Source organism: Kitasatospora sp. SC0581 (assembly GCF_048159585.1).
GTDB lineage: Bacteria > Actinomycetota > Actinomycetes > Streptomycetales > Streptomycetaceae > Kitasatospora.
Genome location: NZ_JBLRWA010000042.1, coordinates 31,733 through 48,674 on the forward strand (window position 1 = coordinate 31,733; position 16,942 = coordinate 48,674).

Annotated in this window: 15 protein-coding genes; 6 read left to right on the plus strand and 9 right to left on the minus strand. The window is 73.2% G+C overall.

Annotation, left to right across the window (positions count from 1 at the left end):
• The first annotated feature begins 57 nt into the window (after positions 1 to 57).
• Positions 58 to 816, plus strand: a complete 759-nt coding sequence (locus ACLWS4_RS35120) for a transglycosylase SLT domain-containing protein (protein ID WP_181970664.1) — start codon at positions 58 to 60, stop codon at positions 814 to 816.
• A 532-nt stretch (positions 817 to 1,348) separates the two neighbouring features.
• Positions 1,349 to 2,902: an AI-2E family transporter gene (locus tag ACLWS4_RS35125; protein ID WP_416876260.1), complete on the plus strand. Its 1,554-nt coding sequence runs from the start codon at positions 1,349 to 1,351 to the stop codon at positions 2,900 to 2,902.
• A 96-nt stretch (positions 2,903 to 2,998) separates the two neighbouring features.
• Here ACLWS4_RS35125 and ACLWS4_RS35130 read toward each other — a convergent pair whose 3' ends face one another.
• Both ACLWS4_RS35130 and ACLWS4_RS35135 read right to left on the minus strand, forming a co-directional pair.
• The gene (locus ACLWS4_RS35130) at positions 2,999 to 3,541 is read right to left on the minus strand and encodes an alkyl hydroperoxide reductase (protein ID WP_049659817.1); all 543 of its coding nucleotides are present in this window, start codon (positions 3,539 to 3,541) and stop codon (positions 2,999 to 3,001) included.
• Between the two features lie 3 nt (positions 3,542 to 3,544).
• The gene (locus tag ACLWS4_RS35135; protein ID WP_074001325.1) at positions 3,545 to 4,096 is read right to left on the minus strand and encodes a peroxiredoxin; all 552 of its coding nucleotides are present in this window, start codon (positions 4,094 to 4,096) and stop codon (positions 3,545 to 3,547) included.
• A gap of 191 nt (positions 4,097 to 4,287) precedes the next feature.
• Between ACLWS4_RS35135 and ACLWS4_RS35140 the strand changes: the two genes are divergently transcribed.
• On the plus strand, positions 4,288 to 5,238 hold the full coding sequence (locus ACLWS4_RS35140) for a LysR substrate-binding domain-containing protein (RefSeq protein WP_082346232.1): 951 nt from the start codon (positions 4,288 to 4,290) through the stop codon (positions 5,236 to 5,238).
• 13 nt (positions 5,239 to 5,251) lie between these two features.
• On the opposite strand, the gene ACLWS4_RS35145 is transcribed toward ACLWS4_RS35140, so the two are convergent.
• Entirely contained in the window at positions 5,252 to 5,911 is a 660-nt protein-coding gene (locus tag ACLWS4_RS35145; RefSeq protein WP_074001327.1) for a TetR/AcrR family transcriptional regulator, read from the minus strand.
• Between the two features lie 124 nt (positions 5,912 to 6,035).
• Here ACLWS4_RS35145 and ACLWS4_RS35150 point away from each other — a divergent pair, with 124 nt between their 5' ends.
• Entirely contained in the window at positions 6,036 to 8,219 is a 2,184-nt protein-coding gene (locus ACLWS4_RS35150) for an MMPL family transporter (RefSeq protein WP_416876261.1), read from the plus strand.
• A gap of 51 nt (positions 8,220 to 8,270) precedes the next feature.
• Here ACLWS4_RS35150 and ACLWS4_RS35155 read toward each other — a convergent pair whose 3' ends face one another.
• From ACLWS4_RS35155 to ACLWS4_RS35165, 3 genes are all read right to left on the minus strand, one after another.
• Positions 8,271 to 9,995, minus strand: coding sequence for an ATP-binding SpoIIE family protein phosphatase (locus tag ACLWS4_RS35155; RefSeq protein WP_416876265.1), 1,725 nt, complete (start codon positions 9,993 to 9,995; stop codon positions 8,271 to 8,273).
• Between the two features lie 269 nt (positions 9,996 to 10,264).
• A complete protein-coding gene (locus ACLWS4_RS35160) occupies positions 10,265 to 10,936 on the minus strand; it encodes a class I SAM-dependent methyltransferase (protein ID WP_380737674.1) in 672 nt (223 codons plus the stop codon).
• A 573-nt stretch (positions 10,937 to 11,509) separates the two neighbouring features.
• Complete coding sequence (locus tag ACLWS4_RS35165) at positions 11,510 to 14,464, minus strand: AfsR/SARP family transcriptional regulator (RefSeq protein ID WP_049651713.1); 2,955 nt, start codon at positions 14,462 to 14,464, stop codon at positions 11,510 to 11,512.
• Positions 14,465 to 14,678: 214 nt separating this feature from the next.
• On the opposite strand from ACLWS4_RS35165, the gene ACLWS4_RS35170 reads away from it, so the two are divergent.
• Complete coding sequence (locus tag ACLWS4_RS35170) at positions 14,679 to 14,963, plus strand: hypothetical protein (RefSeq protein ID WP_416876262.1); 285 nt, start codon at positions 14,679 to 14,681, stop codon at positions 14,961 to 14,963.
• Positions 14,964 to 15,216: 253 nt separating this feature from the next.
• On the opposite strand, the gene ACLWS4_RS35175 is transcribed toward ACLWS4_RS35170, so the two are convergent.
• Positions 15,217 to 15,420: a hypothetical protein gene (locus tag ACLWS4_RS35175; protein WP_416876263.1), complete on the minus strand. Its 204-nt coding sequence runs from the start codon at positions 15,418 to 15,420 to the stop codon at positions 15,217 to 15,219.
• A gap of 137 nt (positions 15,421 to 15,557) precedes the next feature.
• On the opposite strand from ACLWS4_RS35175, the gene ACLWS4_RS35180 reads away from it, so the two are divergent.
• On the plus strand, positions 15,558 to 16,316 hold the full coding sequence (locus ACLWS4_RS35180; protein WP_049651716.1) for a GntR family transcriptional regulator: 759 nt from the start codon (positions 15,558 to 15,560) through the stop codon (positions 16,314 to 16,316).
• A 24-nt stretch (positions 16,317 to 16,340) separates the two neighbouring features.
• On the opposite strand, the gene ACLWS4_RS35185 is transcribed toward ACLWS4_RS35180, so the two are convergent.
• Complete coding sequence (locus tag ACLWS4_RS35185; RefSeq protein ID WP_049651717.1) at positions 16,341 to 16,601, minus strand: Txe/YoeB family addiction module toxin; 261 nt, start codon at positions 16,599 to 16,601, stop codon at positions 16,341 to 16,343.
• Complete coding sequence (locus ACLWS4_RS35190; protein WP_387968461.1) at positions 16,598 to 16,870, minus strand: type II toxin-antitoxin system Phd/YefM family antitoxin; 273 nt, start codon at positions 16,868 to 16,870, stop codon at positions 16,598 to 16,600. The genes ACLWS4_RS35185 and ACLWS4_RS35190 overlap by 4 nt, the downstream gene beginning before the upstream one ends.
• Positions 16,871 to 16,942: the final 72 nt, after the last annotated feature.

Consider the following 16,942-nt stretch of genomic DNA (forward strand, 5'->3'; position numbering starts at 1 on the left):
ACCGTGCGGAGGTCAGTGTCAAGGGGCATGTTGCGCCCGTACGGTCACGCGTGGGCGATGCTGGAAGGAATCCATGTGACTCGGATCTCGGTCCGGGGAGTCGCTGTGGCCTCCGCCACCGCCGTCACCGCTGTCGGTGCCGTCGTGGGCATGGCCTCGGGCAGCGAGGGCAAGACGACGCAGACGGTCGACGTCGCGGGCGCGACCCTGCTTGCCGAAGTCCCCTCTGGCGCCCAGGCGCAGACCATCAGTGACAACATCGGCCAGCAGGCATCCGCCCAGCAGGCCTCCGCCGACGCCGCCGCCAAGGCCGCCGCGGAGCAGAAGGCCGCCGAGGAGGCCGCGCGCCAGCAGGCCGCCGCGGACGCCCAGGCGAAGGCCGACGCCCAGGCCAAGGCCGACGCGGAGAAGGCCGCCAAGGCCGCGGACGACAAGCGCAAGGCCGACGAGGCCGCCGCGAACCGTTCCAAGTCCCGCTCCGCGATGAGCGCAGTGGAGGACAGCGCGCCGCCCGTCTCGGTCAGCCCCGGCTCGGTCCAGGACCTGGCCCGGCAGATCGTCGGCAACGACGCGCAGTTCCAGTGCTTCAGTCAGATCGTGAAGCGCGAGAGCGGCTGGGACTACACCGCGACCAACAAGAGCTCCGGTGCCTACGGTCTGGTCCAGGCGCTGCCCGGCACCAAGATGGCCTCGGCCGGTGCCGACTGGCGCACCAACCCGGCCACCCAGATCAAGTGGGGCGTCGGCTACATGAACTCCCGCTACGGCAGCCCCTGCGGTGCGTGGTCGTTCTGGCAGGCGCACAACTGGTACTAGGAAACGGCTGCCGCTCCGGCGGCGCGGTTCCACCCGGCCCCCGGCCGTTCGCCCTCCTCGGGCGAGCGACCGGGGGCCGTGGCGTTCTCCGGCCAGGACGTTCTCCGGTTCGCGGCCAGGCCGTTCTCCGGCTCGGCGGTTCTCCGGTTCGCGGCGAGGGGGCGGACCGCGCCGCCCGGGCGGCGCTGACCAGTGCGCCCTCGGGCGGTGCGGCCCCGGTTGCGGACGCGGGGCGCGGGGAGGGGTCCTGGTTGCTCCCCGCACCGGCCGGTCCGCCGGCGGTTGGCCGTGGGGCGACCTCGGCGGCTGGGCTCCGGGGTCTCGTCCCGACTCCTCCCCGGTGAACCGTGTCCGAAACCGCATGGAACCTTGCGTTTTGTCCGGTTCATCGGGATGGACGGTTCGAGTCGAACGGACCGGCGACCGGACTCGCCGCTCCTCCGGCGGGTAGCGTCATCCCTGACGGCCGCGGCAGGACCCGCGGCGTACCGCCGGACACGGCGGGTTCGGCAGGGGAGCGGTGGTAGCGAGGATGGCGCGGGGCGGAAAGGCCTTCAAGGCCGTGGCCAAGGGCATGGCCGTGGTGGCGAGCGCGGCCGCCGTGATCGAACGGCGCCGGCGTGCCGCGATGGCGGCCGACCCGCACGAACCGGCACTCCCGGCACTGGCCGAAGGGCCGGTGCCGGCGCTCGTGGACGGGCACGTCCCGGCACTCGTCGAGGCGCCGGGCCCCGTCCCGGTCCCGCGGGCCGTTCCGGTGCCGCAGGCCGACCCGGCCCCGGCGGCCGAGCCGGTCCCGCCGTCCGCCGCGCCGGCCCCGACGGCTCCGGTGGCCCAACCGGCCCCGGCCGCCCCGGCCGCGCACGTCGGGCTCGGGCGGGAGTACCACCCCGGCCGCCCGGCCACGCCCGCCGAGGCGGTGCCGTGGGGCCTGCGGGTGGCCGCCGAGTCGACCTGGCGGCTGCTGCTGCTCGGCGCCGCGCTCTACGTCGTCTTCTACGTGGTCGACATGCTGCGGCTGGTGGCCTTCTCGGTGCTGGCCTCGCTGCTGATCACCGCGCTGCTGGAGCCCTCGGTCTCCTGGCTGCGCCGGCACGGGGTGCCGCGCTCGCTGGCGGCGGGCGGGGTCTTCCTCAGCGGTCTGGCCGGGATCGGGCTGGTCGGCTGGTTCGTCGTCTGGCAGGTGTCGACCAACCTCTCGGACGTCACCACCCAGGTGAAGACCGGCGTCAACCAGCTGCGGGACTGGCTGGTCACCGGACCGCTGCACCTGACCCAGCAGCAGATCACCGACTTCGCCAACCAGATCACCAAGGCCATCACCACCAACACCGATCAGCTCACCTCGGCCTCGATCACCGGCGCGCAGATCGCCGTCGAGGTGCTGACCGCGCTGCTGATGACCTTCTTCACCACCTTCTTCTTCCTCTACGACGGCGCGAAGATCTGGAACTGGGCGCTGCGCGGCCTGCCCCGGCACTCCCGGTTCGCGATGGCCGGGGCCGGTCCGAAGGCCTGGGCGACGCTCACCGCCTACGTGCGCGGCACGGTGTGCGTGGCCTTCATCGACGCGCTCTGCATCGGCATCGGCGTCGACCTGCTGGGCGTGCCGCTGGCGCTGCCGCTGGCCGTGATCATCTTCCTGGGCGCCTTCGTCCCGCTGGTCGGCGCGCTGATCACCGGCACCGTGGCGGTGCTGATCGCGCTGGTCACCCAGGGGCCGTGGACGGCGCTGATGGTGCTGGTGGTGCTGGTCGCGGTGATGCAGGTGGAGAGCCACATCCTCCAGCCGCTGATCCTCGGCCGGGCCGTCCGGGTCCACCCGCTCGGCGTCGTCCTCGGCGTCGCGGCCGGCGGCATCATCGGCGGCATCGGCGGCGCGGTGGTCGCCGTCCCGCTGATCGCCGTCACCAACACCGTGGTCGCCCACCTGCGCCGCCGCAACGAGGCCGGCCAGGCCGTCTTCACCGCGCTCGAAGCCGCCCGTGAGGCCGCCGAGCGTACGGCGGGGCGCGCGGCCGAACCCGCCGCCGAGCGCACTGCGGCCGCCCGCACCGCCCCGTCGGCCGCACCCGCCACCGACTGACCCCTTCCCGGGCCGGGGCGACCGGCGCGGGAGAACGACGACGGGCCCCTCCCGGACATGGTGTCCGGGAGGGGCCCGTCGGGGTGCCGGGGTGCGTCAGGCGGTGACGTCCGCCAGGGCGGCCTCGGAGTCGAGGACGCCGGCCACGGCCTGGAGGACGGCGGCGATCTTCATCGAGGCCTGGACGACCTCGCGCTCGACGCCGGCCTTGCGCAGCACGGCCTCGTGCGAGTCGAGGCACTGGCCGCAGCCGTTGATGGCCGAGACCGCGAAGCACCAGAGCTCGAAGTCGACCTTCTCGACGCCCGGGGTGCCGATGATGTTCATCCGCAGACCGGCCCGCATCGTGCTGTACTCCTTGTCGGAGAGCAGGTGCAGCGTCCGGTAGTAGACGTTGTTCATCCCCATGATCGCGGCCGCGCCCTTGGCGGCGGTGTACGCCTCCGGGGAGAGGTTGGCCTTGGCCTCGGGCTCCAGCTCACGCAGCAGGCCGGGGCTGCGGGTGGCCATCGCGCAGGACAGCACGGTGCCCCAGAGCTGCTGGGCGGGGAGGTCGGAGTTGCCGATGACCGAGCCCAGGTTGAGCTTGAGGTCCTTGGCGTAGTCCGGGAGGGCGGCCTTCAGGTCGTCGAGAGCCATGGGTCAGCCCGCCAGCAGGGCCTGGGCGTCGAGGGTGTCCTCGCCCTTGTTCCAGTTGCACGGGCACAGCTCGTCGGTCTGCAGGGCGTCCAGCACCCGCAGGACCTCCTTGGGGTTACGGCCGACGGAGCCGGCGGTGACCATGACGAACTGGATCTCGTTGTTCGGGTCGACGATGAAGACGGCGCGCTGGGCGGTGCCGTCCTCGCCCTCGACGCCGCAGGCGCGCATCAGCTCGTGCTTGATGTCGGCCAGCATCGGGAAGGGCAGGTCGCGCAGGTCCTTGTGGTCCTTGCGCCAGGCGTGGTGCACGAACTCGGAGTCGCCGGAGACGCCGAGGATCTGGGCGTCGCGGTCGGCGAACTCGTCGTTCAGCTTGCCGAACGCGGCGATCTCGGTCGGGCAGACGAAGGTGAAGTCCATCGGCCAGAAGAAGACGACCTTCCACTTGCCCTCGTAGGACTTGTGGTCGATGTCGGCGAAGGCGCTCGCGGCATCCAGGTCGACACAGGCCTTGAGGTCGAACTCGGGGAACTTGTCACCGATCGTGAGCACGTTCGCTTCTCCTGAAGTGAGATGAGGGGAGCTTTGTCCGGAATCCGGACACCGCTCACAGTTCCACATCGTGGACTGATCAGGGAAATAGCTACACTGGATGTGTCTGATCGGAGATTGTTATCAGTAACGAATCCCCCACGTCGCGGCCGGGTTCCCGCAGGAACGGCGGCACGAAGGCCGACCCGACTGTGGCGAGCGCCACAGTCCGCAGCCCTCGCACCCCGACCGTCGCCCAGCTGCGGGCCTTCGTCGCGGTGGCCGAGCACCGGCACTTCCGGGAGGCCGCCGCCGCCACCGGGACCAGCCAGCCCGCGCTGTCCGGGGCGGTCGCGGCGCTGGAGGAGTCGCTGGGCGCACAACTGGTCGAGCGTACGACGCGCAAGGTGATTGTCACCCCATTGGGGGAGCGCGTGCACCAGCACGCCCGCCGGGTGCTCGCCTCGCTGCAGGCCCTCACCGAGGAGGTCGAGGCCGCCCGCCGCCCGTTCACCGGGCCGCTGCACCTGGGCGTCATCCCGACCGTCGCGCCCTACCTGCTGCCCACCGTGCTGCGGCTGGTCCGCGACCGCTTCCCGGACCTGGAGCCGCACGTCCACGAGGAGCGCACCCCCTCGCTGCTGGAGGGCCTGGCCGCCGGCCGGCTGGACGTCCTGCTGCTCGCGCTGCCGGCCGGCGGGACCTCGCCGACCAGGGACATCCCGCTGTTCGACGAGGACTTCGTCCTGCTCACGCCGCCCACCCACCCGCTCGCCGGTCGGATCGACGTACCGCGCGACGTGCTGCTCGACCTGGAGGTCCTGCTACTGGAGGAGGGCCACTGCCTGCGCGACCAGGCGCTCGACATCTGCCGCGAGGTCGGCGCCGACCCGGCGGGCTCGACTACCCGGGCGGCCGGCCTGTCCACCCTGGTCCAGCTGGTCGCCGGCGGCCTCGGGGTGACCCTGCTGCCCGCCACCGCACTGGACGTCGAGGCCGGGCGCACCGACCGGCTGGCCGCCGTCCGCTTCGCCGCCCCGGCGCCCGGCCGCCGGATCGGGCTGGCCGTCCGGCCGGGCTCGGCCCGCAGCGCCGAGTACGAGCGCTTCGCGGCCGCGCTGCGCGAGGTGCTGGTCGAGCTGCCGGTCCGGATCGTGTCCTAGGGCCAGTCCCGGCTCAGAGCCCGTCCCGGTCCCCGTGCCAGCCCGGCTCGGGGCGGGCGGCCGGGGTGCCCAGGCAGAGTCCGACCGTCGTGGCGACCAGCAGCTCCAGCGCCTCCAGGGTGTCCGGGTCGGGCCGGTCGCCGGGGTTGCGCAGGGTCAGGTGGCGGGCCGTCAGGCCGTCGAAGCCGCCGAGGAAGTGGACGGCGATCCGGCGGGCGGGCAGTGCCAGGGTCAGGCCGTGGGCGGCCGCGAGGGCGTCGAGCATCTCGACGGCGGTGCCCTCGATGTCGTGCTGCATCTCCAGCATGATCTCCCGCATGTCCGGGTCGCGCAGTGCCAGCGCCCCGAACTCGCTCAGCAGCACGCAGTGCCCGTGCTCGCCGGTGGCGGCCTCCCAGAGCGCCTGCACCAGGGTGCGGACCTGCTCGCCGAACGCGCCGTCGCCCGGGGAGGCGGCGCGCACCTCGCCGACGAAGTCGGAGGTCAGCCGCTCGACGATCGCCCGGTAGAGGTCCTTCTTGGTGCCGAAGGTGTAGTGCACCGTCGCCTGCGCCACGCCCAGCTCGGCCGCGATCGCGCGGGTGCTGCCGGCCGCGATCCCCTCCCTGGTCATCAGGTCGATGGCGGCCTGGACCAGTTGCGGTCGGCGTTCGGAGGCGGGGACGTGTGCCATCCCGCCAGGGTAGCGCCATGGTCGGGCAACTGTGTCGCACGATCTTGTCGGCCAACTTTGTCACCCGACAAAGTTCGGTCTACGGTGGGACGCGACCTGCCCTGACCGACCCGAGGGACCGCCGATGGCCACGTACCTGTACCGACTGGGCCGCTTCTGCTTCCGGCGACGGCGGGCCGTCGTCGCCGTCTGGATCGCCCTGCTCATCGCCGTCGGCGGGGCCGCGGGCGCCTTCGCCGGCAAGACCACCGACGAGTTCAAGGTCCCGGGCACCGAGGCGCAGGCCACCCTGGACCGGATCAAGGACACCTTCCCGGCGCAGGGCCACGGCTCCGCGCAGGTCGTCTTCGCCGCCGGCGCCCCCGGCGGCATCGGGACGCCCGAGGCGGGCCGGGCGGTCGGCGAGGCCGTCGCCCGGATGGCCCAGGTGCCGGGCGTGGCCGCGGTGCCCGACCCGTACGCCACCGGCGCGCTCTCGCCGGACGGGAAGGTCGCGATCGCCCTGGTCTCCTTCGACCACAAGCTCGCCGACGTCACCGACGGGCAGCGCGAGGCCGTGAAGGCCGCCGCCGAGCCGGCCCGCGCGGCCGGCCTGGAGGTGGCCTTCGGCGGCGACGCCTACAACACCATGGCCCAGATCGAGGGCGCCGCCGAGGCGATCGGCCTGGTGATGGCCGGGGTGGTCCTGGTGGTCACCCTCGGCACGCTGGTCGCCGCCGGGCTGCCGCTGCTGACCGCGCTGGTCGGCGTCGGCGTGACGATGGCCGGCCTGCTGGCGCTCACCGGCTCCTTCGAGATCATCACCACCGCGCCGGTGCTGGCCCTGATGGTCGGCCTCGCGGTCGGCATCGACTACGCGCTGTTCATCCTCTTCCGGTACCGCCGCCACCTGGACGAGGGCCTGGCGCCGGAGGAGTCCGCCGCCCGGGCCACCGCGACCGCCGGCAGCGCCGTCGTCTTCGCCGGTCTGACCGTGGTCGTCGCGCTCGCCGGGCTCTCCGTCGCGGGCGTCCCCTTCCTCACCGTGATGGGCCTGGCCGCCTCCGCGGCCGTCGTGGTGGCCGTCCTGGTCGCGATCACGCTGCTGCCCGCCGTGCTGGGCTTCACCGGCCGCGCCATCGACCGGCTGCCGGTCTGGAAGCGGGCCCTGGCCACCAACGGCCGCACCACCCTGGGCGAGCGCTGGGGCCGCTTCGTGGTCCGCCGCCCGCTGCCCGTCCTGCTGGTCGGGCTGGCCGGACTGGGCGCCCTGGCGGTGCCCGCCGCGAGCCTGAACCTCGGCCTGCCGAGCGGCGGTTCGCAGGCCGCCGGGACGGACGCGCGCAAGGCGTACGACCTGGTGGGCGAGGCCTTCGGGCCGGGCTTCAACGCGCCGCTGGTGGTCGTGGTGGACGCCCACGGCGCGCCGCGGCCCGAGCAGGCGGTGCAGGGCGTGGCCGCGAAGCTCCAGACCCTCGACGGCGTGGCGACGCTGCTGCCGCCGACCGTCGACCAGGCGAGCGGCACCGCGCTGGTGACCGTCATCCCGCGGACCGGCCCGGACCACGAGGACACCAAGGCGCTGGTCAACGAGATCCGCGGCCAGAAGGCGGAGCTCAGGGCGGCGACCGGCGCGGACATCGCCGTCACCGGCACCACCGCCGCCAACATCGACGTCTCCACCAAGCTCGGCCAGGCGCTGCCGCCGTTCCTCGCGGTGATCGTCGGGATCGCGCTGGTGCTGCTGGCGCTGGCGTTCCGCTCGGTGCTCGTCCCGCTCAAGGCGGTGGCCGGCTTCCTGCTCAGCATCACCGCCTCGCTCGGCGCGGTGGTCGCGGTCTACCAGTGGGGCTGGCTGGACGGGCTGATCGACGTGCCCAAGGTCGGGCCGGTGGTGAGCTTCGTGCCGATCCTGCTGATCGGCGTGCTGTTCGGGCTGGCGATGGACTACGAGCTGTTCCTGGTCTCCGGGATGAAGGAGCAGCACGTCCACGGGGCGGCGCCGCGCGAGGCGGTCGTCGGCGGGGTGAAGAACGGGGCCCGGGTGGTCACGGCGGCCGCGCTGATCATGGTGGCGGTGTTCGGCTCGTTCGTCTTCGGCCACGACCCGATCGTCCAGCCGATCGGCTTCGCCCTCGCGGTGGGCGTGCTGGTGGACGCCTTCGTGGTGCGGATGGCGCTGGTGCCGGCCGCGATGGCGCTGTTCGGCCGGGCCGCCTGGTGGTTCCCGAAGCGGCTGGAGAAGGTCGTGCCGAAGGTCGACATGGAGGGCGAGCAGCTGATCGCCGAGCTGGAGAAGGGGCCGGCGCGGGAGCCCGCCCGGGTCTGAGACCCGGGGGCAGTCCGGGCGTCCGGCGGGACCCGTTCCCGCCGGGCGCCGTCAGGTCTGGACGGGCAGCCGCTGCTCGAACCAGACCACCTTGCCGGTGCCCAGCCTGGTCGCGCCCCAGCGGTCCGCGCACCGGGCGACTATCTGCAGCCCGCGCCCGCGTTCGTCCTCCGGCCCGGTGCGGCGCGGGCGCGGCAGCAGCGGGCTGTCGTCGCCGACCTCGCAGCGCAGCCGGGTGGTGCGCACCAGGCTCAGGGTGACCGGCCGGGTCGCGTGCTGGACGGCGTTGGTCACCAGCTCGCTGACCATCAGCTCGGTCGCCTCGCTGAGCTCGTCCAGCCCCCAGCGGCGCAGCGTGTGCGCGGCCAGCCGGCGGGCCCGGCCCGGCGTCTCGTTGCGCGGCTGGAGGTACCAGTGCGCGACGTCCCCGGCCGGGATGCCGTCGAAGCAGGCGCCGAGCAGCGCGATGTCGTCGCCCCGGTCGCCGGGCGGCAGGATCCGCAGCGCCTCCTGGCACAGCTGCTCGGGGGACTGCCAGCGGGCGGCGGCGATCCGGGCGCGCAGCACCTCCAGGCCGTCGCTGATCGGGCGGGTGCGGGTCTCCACCAGGCCGTCGGTGAACAGCAGCAGCGCCGAGCCGGGCGGCGCGGGCAGTTCGACGGAGTTGAAGTCCACCCCGCCGACGCCGATCGGCGCCCCGGAGTCCAGCTCGACCAGCTCGGCGGTGCCGTCCGGGCGGACCAGCACCGGCGGGACGTGCCCGGCGTTGGCCATCACCACCCGGTTGGCGATCGGGTCGTACACCGCGTAGACGCAGGTGGCCAGGTGCTGTTCGCGGCCGAGCCGCTGGGCCTGCTCGTCCAGGTGGTAGAGCACCTCGTGCGGCGGCAGGTCGAGGGCGGCCAGGGTCTGGGCGCTGGTGCGCAGCTGGCCCATGATGGCGGCCGAGGTGAGCGAGTGGCCCATCACGTCGCCGACGATCAGGGCGACCCGGTTGCCGGGCAGCGGGACGGCGTCGTACCAGTCCCCGCCGACCTGCGCGCCGCGCTCACCGGGCAGGTAGCGCTGGGCGATCCGGACCCCGTGCGACTGCGGCAGGCGCAGCGGCAGCATGCTGCGCTGGAGCTCGTTGGCGATCTCCCACTCGCGGGCGTAGCGCAGCGCGGTGTCCACGGCCAGCCCGGCCTGGGTGGCGAGGTGCGCCGCGGTCGCGGTGTCCGCGGCGTCGAAGACCGGGCGGCCGGTGCGTTCGGGAGGGCGGCGGATCAGTATCAGCAGCCCGAGCACGGCCTTGCGGCCGCGCAGCGGCAGGGCGAGGACGGAGGTGCCGGCGGCCAGCCGGGCCACCCCGCGGGTGCCGTACAGCTCGCGCAGCAGCGTCTCGGCGCGCTCGGCGGAGGGGGTGCCGAGGACGGCGGGGTCGGCGGGGCGGCGGCTCAGCAGGGCGTGGGCGAGCGCCCCGCCGCGGGTCACCGGGGTGGCCGGGCCGCCGTCGGCGGTCGAGCGGGCGCCGTAGCGGGAGCGGCGCCGGTCGTCCATGCCGCTCGGGCGGCCGCGGCGGCCGATCCGGGTGCCGGTGCTGTGGTGTATCCGCAGCTCCTCCGGGAACCCGGGTTCGCGTTCGACGTTGGGCAGCGGGTCGCGCAGGTGGATGACGGCGGCGTCGGCGAGCGTCGGGACCAGCACCCGGCCGATGTTGCGCAGCGTCGCGGCGAGGTCGAGGGCGCTGTTGATCCGCCGGGTCGCCGAGTCGAGGTACGCCAGGCGGTCCGCCATCTCGGTGCGCTCCGGTCGTGCGCCCGTCCGTCGCGCGGCGGCCGGGGCCGCTGCCGGGGCCGGGACCGGGGCCGCCGTCAGGCCCGGGGCCGGCGGTGTCGGGCCCGCTGTCGCGGCCGGGACCTGGCGGCGCTGGCCCGGGACGGCGGGCGGCTGCTCCGCCTCGGTCTTGAGCTGGTCGCGCACGGCTGCCTGTCCTGGATTCGGTGTGGTCGGTGAGCTGTTCTGTTGCGTCGGCCACGGGTGCGGCCGGTCCTGTCCCGGTTCGATCAGCCGACGCGTCGACAGCACAGGAACAGCTGTTCCTCCGGCGGCAGCGAGGTACTGGCCGGTGCGTACGGATGCCCCGAGCACTCCTCGACGGCGAAGCCGGCCGAGACCAGAACCCGCTCCAGATCCTCCCTCAGATACCCACTGATCCGCAGCTCTCTGCCAAGGAACGGAAGCGGAACGTGATCCAGGTCCGCCTCGACCATACCGAGCGCCAGCAGTCCGGCCGGCCGCAGGAGTTCGCGCAGCTGCCCCAGCACGGTCGGGATCTCGTCCTGCGGCAGCAGGATCAGCGAGAAGAACGCGGTGATCGCGGCGAAGCGGCCCCGGCCCTCCGACCCCAGGTCGGGGGCGTTCCAGACCCGGTCCGCCCGCTCGGTGGCCAGATCGTACAGGTCGATCCGATGGAACACTGGCGCAAACCCGCCCGGGAAGACGGTCCGCCGGGCCAGCGTCAGCATCCCGTCGGAGAGGTCCGCGCCGGTCACCCGCAGACCGGCCGCGGCCAGCTGGCGGACGGTCGGGTCACCGGTGCCGCAGCCGACGTCCAGCACCCGGGCGCCCGGTTCGAGCTCAGCGACCAGCCGACGGCCGCAGGCCAGCTGGCCGTCCTTGGCCGGGAAGGCCTCGCCGTACCCGGCGCCGATGGTGTCGAAGGCGACCGCCTGCAGCGCCCGGGCCGCCCGCCGCCGCCGTACCTCGGGCTCGTCGTCGCCGGCGTCCTCGCCGACGGGGAACGGGTCGGATATCTGTCCGGTCGTCACGTTGCGAGGCACCCTTCCACCCGTGGCCTCCGGTGGCTCCTCCGCGGCCCCGGGGGCCGCTGCCGGTGGCGGTACGTCACGCTCTCCGCACCACACGGACGGACTGCACCCCGACGCGTTTCCGGCCGACACTCGTGTGCGTACTGGCATCTGAGAATATGCGTGATCACTGCGCCATGGGGTCCGTTTCCGGCCAACTCGCCGTGCTTGGGCCGTTGTGGCCCGGGTTGCGGAAGCACGAGGGTGCGGACGGGGTTGTGCGCGCGGCCCCGCACGCCGGACGATGCGCCCGGGGAAGGTCGATGACCTGCGGTTTTGTCCATCCGCGGGCTGACTATCGGACGTTTATCGAACGTCAATCGGCGCGGTGCACAGTGGAGTCCAGCGCCGGGGAAGCGTTGAGGGCGCTCCCGCAGCCGGGGGGCTGCGGGGGCGCCGACGCGCGGAACGGGGGAGGTTGTCCGTGGGGGAGCGGAAGCCTTACGGCGCGGGGGGAGAGAAGGGCTCGGTGTGCTGCTGGGAGATGAGGTCCGCCACGGGGGAGGCCTCAGGCACACCGAGCCGTGTGAAGATCGCATGGGCCTCTTGGAGGCAGGCGAGTCCACGAGCCGGCTGGGCGAGCGCCAACAGGGCCTCGCCCAGTGCGGCGTTCGCCAGGCCCTGGCAGTAGGCGGAGTCCATCTCCTGCCCGAGCGCCAGTGACTCGCCGGCCGCCGAGGCCGCCTCGGCGTGCTGGTCGGCGACGAGCAGGGCGGAGGCCAGCCGGGCCAGGGTGAAGCCCTCCCAGAGGGGGTTCTGCTGCGACCGGTAGAGCCGGTGCGCCTCCCGCAGGTGCGGGACGGCCTCGCCGCCGGCGAGCACCACGCCCAGCTGGTAGAGGGTCTGGGCGAGCAGCGGGCCGCTGTTGGACTGCCGCGCGGCGGCGACGCCCTCGCCGGCCGACCGGATCGCCGTCTCGGTCATGCCGAGCCGGTGCTGCACCCGGGCCATGTTGCTGACGACCCGGGCCTCCAGGATCGGCGCGGCCACGGCCCGGCTGGTGGCACGGGCCTGTTCGAGGAACTGCAGGGCCTCGGCCGGCCGGTTGCCGAGGTTCAGGATCACGCCCAGCATGTTGGCGGTGGCCAGCAGCAGGAAGGTCGGCTCGTCCGGGGCCTGGTGCTCCAGGCTCCGGCGGAAGGACTGCTCGGACCCCTGGAAGTCGCTGGTGACGGACTGCAGGGTGCCGAGGGCGACGTGGACCCGGGCGAGCGCGGCGCGGTCGCCGCAGCGCTCCGCCTCGCCGCCGATGGTCTCCAGGATCTGCCGCCCCTGAGGGCCGTGGGTGGGGTCCGGGCCGAGACCGTACAACAGGATCATCAGGTCCATCGCCGCGTGCCGTGAGGCGCGGGGGCCGTCCGCCGCCGCGGCCGCGGCGCTGAGCAGCAGGGCGCCCTCGGTCCGGAGCCAGTCCTGGGCGGAGCCGCTGGTCGGCAGGCCGATCCCGGCCGAGACGGGGGTGGTGAGCAGCTCGGGCAGCGGGTCGTCCGGCTCGATGAGCTGGGTCGCGGTGCGGAGGGTCGGGATCAGCAGGTCGAGCAGCCGTCGGACGGCGCGCTCCTGCTCCTCGGTGTCGCCGATCCGCTCGTTCTGCCGCTGGGCGTAGAGCCGGAGCAGGTCGTGGTACCGGTAGCGGCCGGGCGTGAAGCACTCCAGCATGTTCGCCTCGACCAGCGCCTCGGCGAGGTCCTCGGCGGTGTACTCGTCCACCCCGAGCAGCGCGGCGGCGGACGCCAGCGGGATGTCGGGGGAGTCGATCAGGGCGAGCAGCCGAAAGGCGCGGGCCTCGGGCACGGACAGCTGTCCGTACCCGAGCCCGATGGTGGTCTCGACGGCGAGGTTGCCGAGCTGGAGCTCGTCCAGGCGACGGCGCTGGTCGGCTAACCGACTGGCCAGGTCGGAGACGCTCCACCGCGGCCGGCTGGCCAGCCGGGCGGCGGCGATGCGGACCGCCAGCGGCAGGAAGCCGCAGGCGGTGACGACCGCCATGGCCGCCTCCGGCTCGGCGGCGACCCGCTGCTCCCCGACGATGGCCGAGAACAGCGCCAGCGCCTCCTGCGGGGTCAGCTCCTCGACGTCGAACAGCTGGGCGCCGGGGATGCCGGCCAGCCGGGACCGGCTGGTGGCGAGCACCGCGCAGCCGGAGACCCCGGGGATGAGCGGTCGGATCTGGTCGGCGTCGCGCGCGTTGTCCAGCAGGATCAGCATCCGCCGGCTGGCGAGCAGCGAGCGGTAGAGGGCGGCGCGCTGCTCCAGCGAGTCGGGGCTCTCGGTGACGCCGAGCGCGTGCAGGAAGTCGCCCAGGACGCCCACCGGGTCGGCGGGCGAGGCACCGGCTCCGCGCAGGTCGACGTACAGCTGCCCGTCCGGGAACTCGGCGCGGACGCGGTGGGCGACGTGCACGGCGAGGGTGGTCTTGCCGACCCCGCCGATCCCGGCCAGCGAGGTCACCACCACGGCCTGGCCGGTGGCGTTCATCAGGACCGTCGAGAGGTCGCCCACCAGCTCGGTGCGACCGCTGAAGTCCGAGACGTCCGCCGGGAGTTGGGCCGGAGGCGCGGCCGGACCCTCCTCGCGGGCGGCCGGAGCGGACACCGCGGGAGGGGCCAGGTCGGGATCGGCGGCGAGGATGCGGGTGTGCATCGCGGACAGCCCCGCGCCGGGCTCGACCCCGAGTTCCTCGATCAGCAGCTTGCGGGTGTCGGTGTAGACGCCGAGCGCCTCGGCCTGGCGGCCGCAGCGGTACAGCGCCAGCATCAGCAGTTCGCGCAGCCGCTCGCGCAGCGGGTGCTCGGCCGTCAGGTTGTTGAGCTCGCCGACGATCTCGGCGTGCAGGCCGATGTCGAGCGCGGCGGCGCACAGTTCCTCCGCGGCGGCCACCTGGCGTTCGGCCAGCCGGAGCCGCTGGGCGTCGGCGTAGGGGCCCGGGATGCCGGTGAGCGGACGGCCGCTGAACAGGTCCAGCGCCCGCACCAGCAGACGGTGCGCCTCGCGCTTGTCGCCGGCGGTCCGGGCGGCTGCGGCCTCGCCGGCGAGCCGCTCGAAGACCGTCAGGTCGAGGGCCTCGCCCGGGATGCGCAGCGCGTAGCCGTCGGCGACCGAGACCAGCAGCTCGGCGGGCCGGCGCACCTCGCGCCGGGGCTCGATGACGGAGCGCAGGCGGGAGACGTACGTGCGTAGCGCCGCCACCGCCTGGGCCGGGGGCCGCTCGCCCCAGAGCGCGTTCACGAGGTCCTGGGTGGTGACCGGGCGTCCGGAGTGCAGCAGGAGCGTGGTCAGAACGGCTTGTTGCTGGGGGGATCCGAGGGACAGGGGTTTCCCGTCGAGCCAGGCCTGGACCGGACCGAGGACTTGGAAGCGCAGCGCAGGGTTCTGCGGCGTCTCCAGAAACTCCATGAAGTCCCCCGATGGCCTGTGGTGTCGATTCCGTGAAAGGGCGCTCGGCGGTCCGCCGCGGTGGTTCAGCTTAGGCGGACGCCCGACTCTGCCGGACGGTGCCGCAAGCCGCACGATGTTTATCGGACATTTAATCAACCCTACGATACTGTCCGCGCGCCCGTGCCACAGAGGTCGGGCTGAAGACAATTGATGACCGAAAGGCGGCCTCCCAATGGCCAACGACCAGAGCGAGACCCCGGCGCCGTCCACGCCCGAGAACGCGGCGAAGACCGAGGCCCCGGCCGCCGCTGTGGAGGCGGGCAAGGCTGTGGAGGGCGCGGTGACCGCGTCCTCGAACCCGGCCGAGTACACGGCGCCGACCGACGCGGAGAAGGACGCGTTCGAGAACGCCGCCTTCGGTGACGAGGGCCAGTACATCGAGGAGCCCGACCACCGGGCCGGTGGCAAGCCGGGCGGCCCGTACGAGCCGGAGACCCTCGTCGGCGGCCACCCGTAAGCCGTTCCGACCGTGCGCCCCCGTGCCCCCGTCCGGGCGCGGGGGCGCTGTTGGTTATGCGCGCGCCAATTCGTGTGCGGGTGCATCGCGGTGGCCGATTCCCGCCCATGGTGCACGCATGGTGACCGGCGTTATCCGTAACGTGCCCGGCGTCGGGCGCCGCACGTTCCGGAATTCCGGATTCACCAGGGGGATTGCCCGGTCCTGATTGTTGTGGTTTGCGTGGATTTTTCCGCAATTCCCGATGCCGATCTCAATCAGCCGAATCGCGGGTCTCGGAGGCGGGGGCGACGTGGTGCGGTTCCGCGGCCCATTCCCGGCCGCCGCCCTCGGGGCGCAGGTAGTGCTCGCCGCCGATGGTGTCCATGTAGATGCCGGTGCGTCCGGTCCTCCGGTCGAGGACGAGTTCACCCACGTGGGGCCGGTAGGCCGGGGCGTTGCGCTGTCGGGTGCTCACCGTGCTGCTCCTCGCTCTGGTCGGCGACTGGCCAGCATCTCTAGAGAAGCTAATATCTCTAGAGATGTCAACGGTCGTATCTCCTTACCGGCGACCGCGGGCACGCCTACGATTTGTCCCAGGCAGAGGGAGCGGCGATGACCGGCAGCAATGGCGACAAGCAGCCCAAGTACCAGCGGATCGCCGAAGCGCTGAAGGAGGCCATCGACACCGGCCGGTACCGCGCGGGCGACCGCCTGCCCGGCGAGAACGACCTCATGGACGAGTACGGCGTGGCCCGGATGACCGCCCGCCAGGCGCTGGGCGTGCTGCAGAGCGAGGGCATCGCCGAGGCCCGGCGCGGCGCCGGGGTGTTCGTCCGGGACTTCCGGCCGCTGCGCCGGCGCGGCATCCAGCGGCTGGCGCAGGGGCAGTGGGGGTCCGGCCGGTCGATATGGTCGGCGGACATCGACAACCGCAGCCTGGTGGTCGACCAGGTGTCCGTCACCGAGCGGGGCGCGCCCGAGCACGTGGCCCGGGTGCTCGGGGTCGACCCGGGCGCCCCGATGTGCGTGCGCCACCGCCGTTTCGTCCTGGACGGCAAGCCGGTGCTGCTCTCGACCTCCTACCTGCCCGCCGTGCTGGTCTCCGGCACCGCCATCACCCGCGAGGACACCGGCCCCGGCGGCACCTACGCCCGGCTCGCCGAGATCGGCGCCAAGCCCGTGCACTTCCGCGAGGAGGTCCGCTCCCGGATGCCCGGCGCCGACGAGTCCGCCCGCCTGGAGCTGTCCGCCGGCACCCCGGTCATCCTGATCTGCCGCACCGCCTTCGCCGACGAGGGCCAGGTCGTCGAGCTCAACGAGATGATCCTGGACGCCGCCTCCTACGTCCTGGAGTACGACTTCGACGCCTGAGCTGGGTGGGTCGGCCCGCGGTTGCTACTGGTAGTGGTAGCGGGCCTTGAGGATCTTCACCTCCTTCTCGTCCGCCCGGTACACCAGCCGGTGTTCGTCGTCGATCCGCCGCGACCAGTAGCCCGCCAGGTCGCCCTTCAGCGGCTCGGGCTTCCCGATGCCGTCGAAGGGGTCCCGCTGGATCTCGCCGATCAGGCGGGTGATCCGCTGAGCCATCTTCCGGTTGGACCCGAGCCAGAACAGGAAGTCCTCCCAGCCGTCGGGGTCGAAATGGACGCTCCTCACACCTCACCCGCCAGCGCTTCCAGTTCCTCCATGGTCCTGGTGACGCCGGGGTGGCCGGCCCTGTCGCGGGCGACGGCCTCCATGAGCCGCTGCGCGTTGGCGGGGGAGCGCAGGAGGTAGATCGTCTCCTGCCAGGAGTCGTAGTCCTCCGCGGACATCAGCACGGCGTCCCCGCCCTTGGAGGTGATCCTTATCGGCGCGTGGTCGTCGTTGACCTTCTTGATCAACGGGAAGAGCTGCGTGCGCGCCTCGCTCGCACTGATCGCCATGGGACGGCCTTCCACTCGGGTACCGGATGTCCGTACCGCAATGGTACGAGTCTCCGGTACCGGATGCCATGC

Coding starts and splice junctions, on each gene's coding strand:
- ACLWS4_RS35120 (WP_181970664.1), top strand. CDS start 58: ATGCTGGAAGGAATCCATGTGACTCGGATCTCGGTCCGGGGAGTCGCT.
- ACLWS4_RS35125 (WP_416876260.1), top strand. CDS start 1,349: ATGGCGCGGGGCGGAAAGGCCTTCAAGGCCGTGGCCAAGGGCATGGCC.
- ACLWS4_RS35130 (WP_049659817.1), bottom strand. CDS start 3,541: ATGGCTCTCGACGACCTGAAGGCCGCCCTCCCGGACTACGCCAAGGAC.
- ACLWS4_RS35145 (WP_074001327.1), bottom strand. CDS start 5,911: ATGGCACACGTCCCCGCCTCCGAACGCCGACCGCAACTGGTCCAGGCC.
- ACLWS4_RS35150 (WP_416876261.1), top strand. CDS start 6,036: ATGGCCACGTACCTGTACCGACTGGGCCGCTTCTGCTTCCGGCGACGG.
- ACLWS4_RS35155 (WP_416876265.1), bottom strand. CDS start 9,995: ATGGCGGACCGCCTGGCGTACCTCGACTCGGCGACCCGGCGGATCAAC.
- ACLWS4_RS35165 (WP_049651713.1), bottom strand. CDS start 14,464: ATGGAGTTTCTGGAGACGCCGCAGAACCCTGCGCTGCGCTTCCAAGTC.
- ACLWS4_RS35170 (WP_416876262.1), top strand. CDS start 14,679: ATGGCCAACGACCAGAGCGAGACCCCGGCGCCGTCCACGCCCGAGAAC.
- ACLWS4_RS35180 (WP_049651716.1), top strand. CDS start 15,558: ATGACCGGCAGCAATGGCGACAAGCAGCCCAAGTACCAGCGGATCGCC.
- ACLWS4_RS35190 (WP_387968461.1), bottom strand. CDS start 16,870: ATGGCGATCAGTGCGAGCGAGGCGCGCACGCAGCTCTTCCCGTTGATC.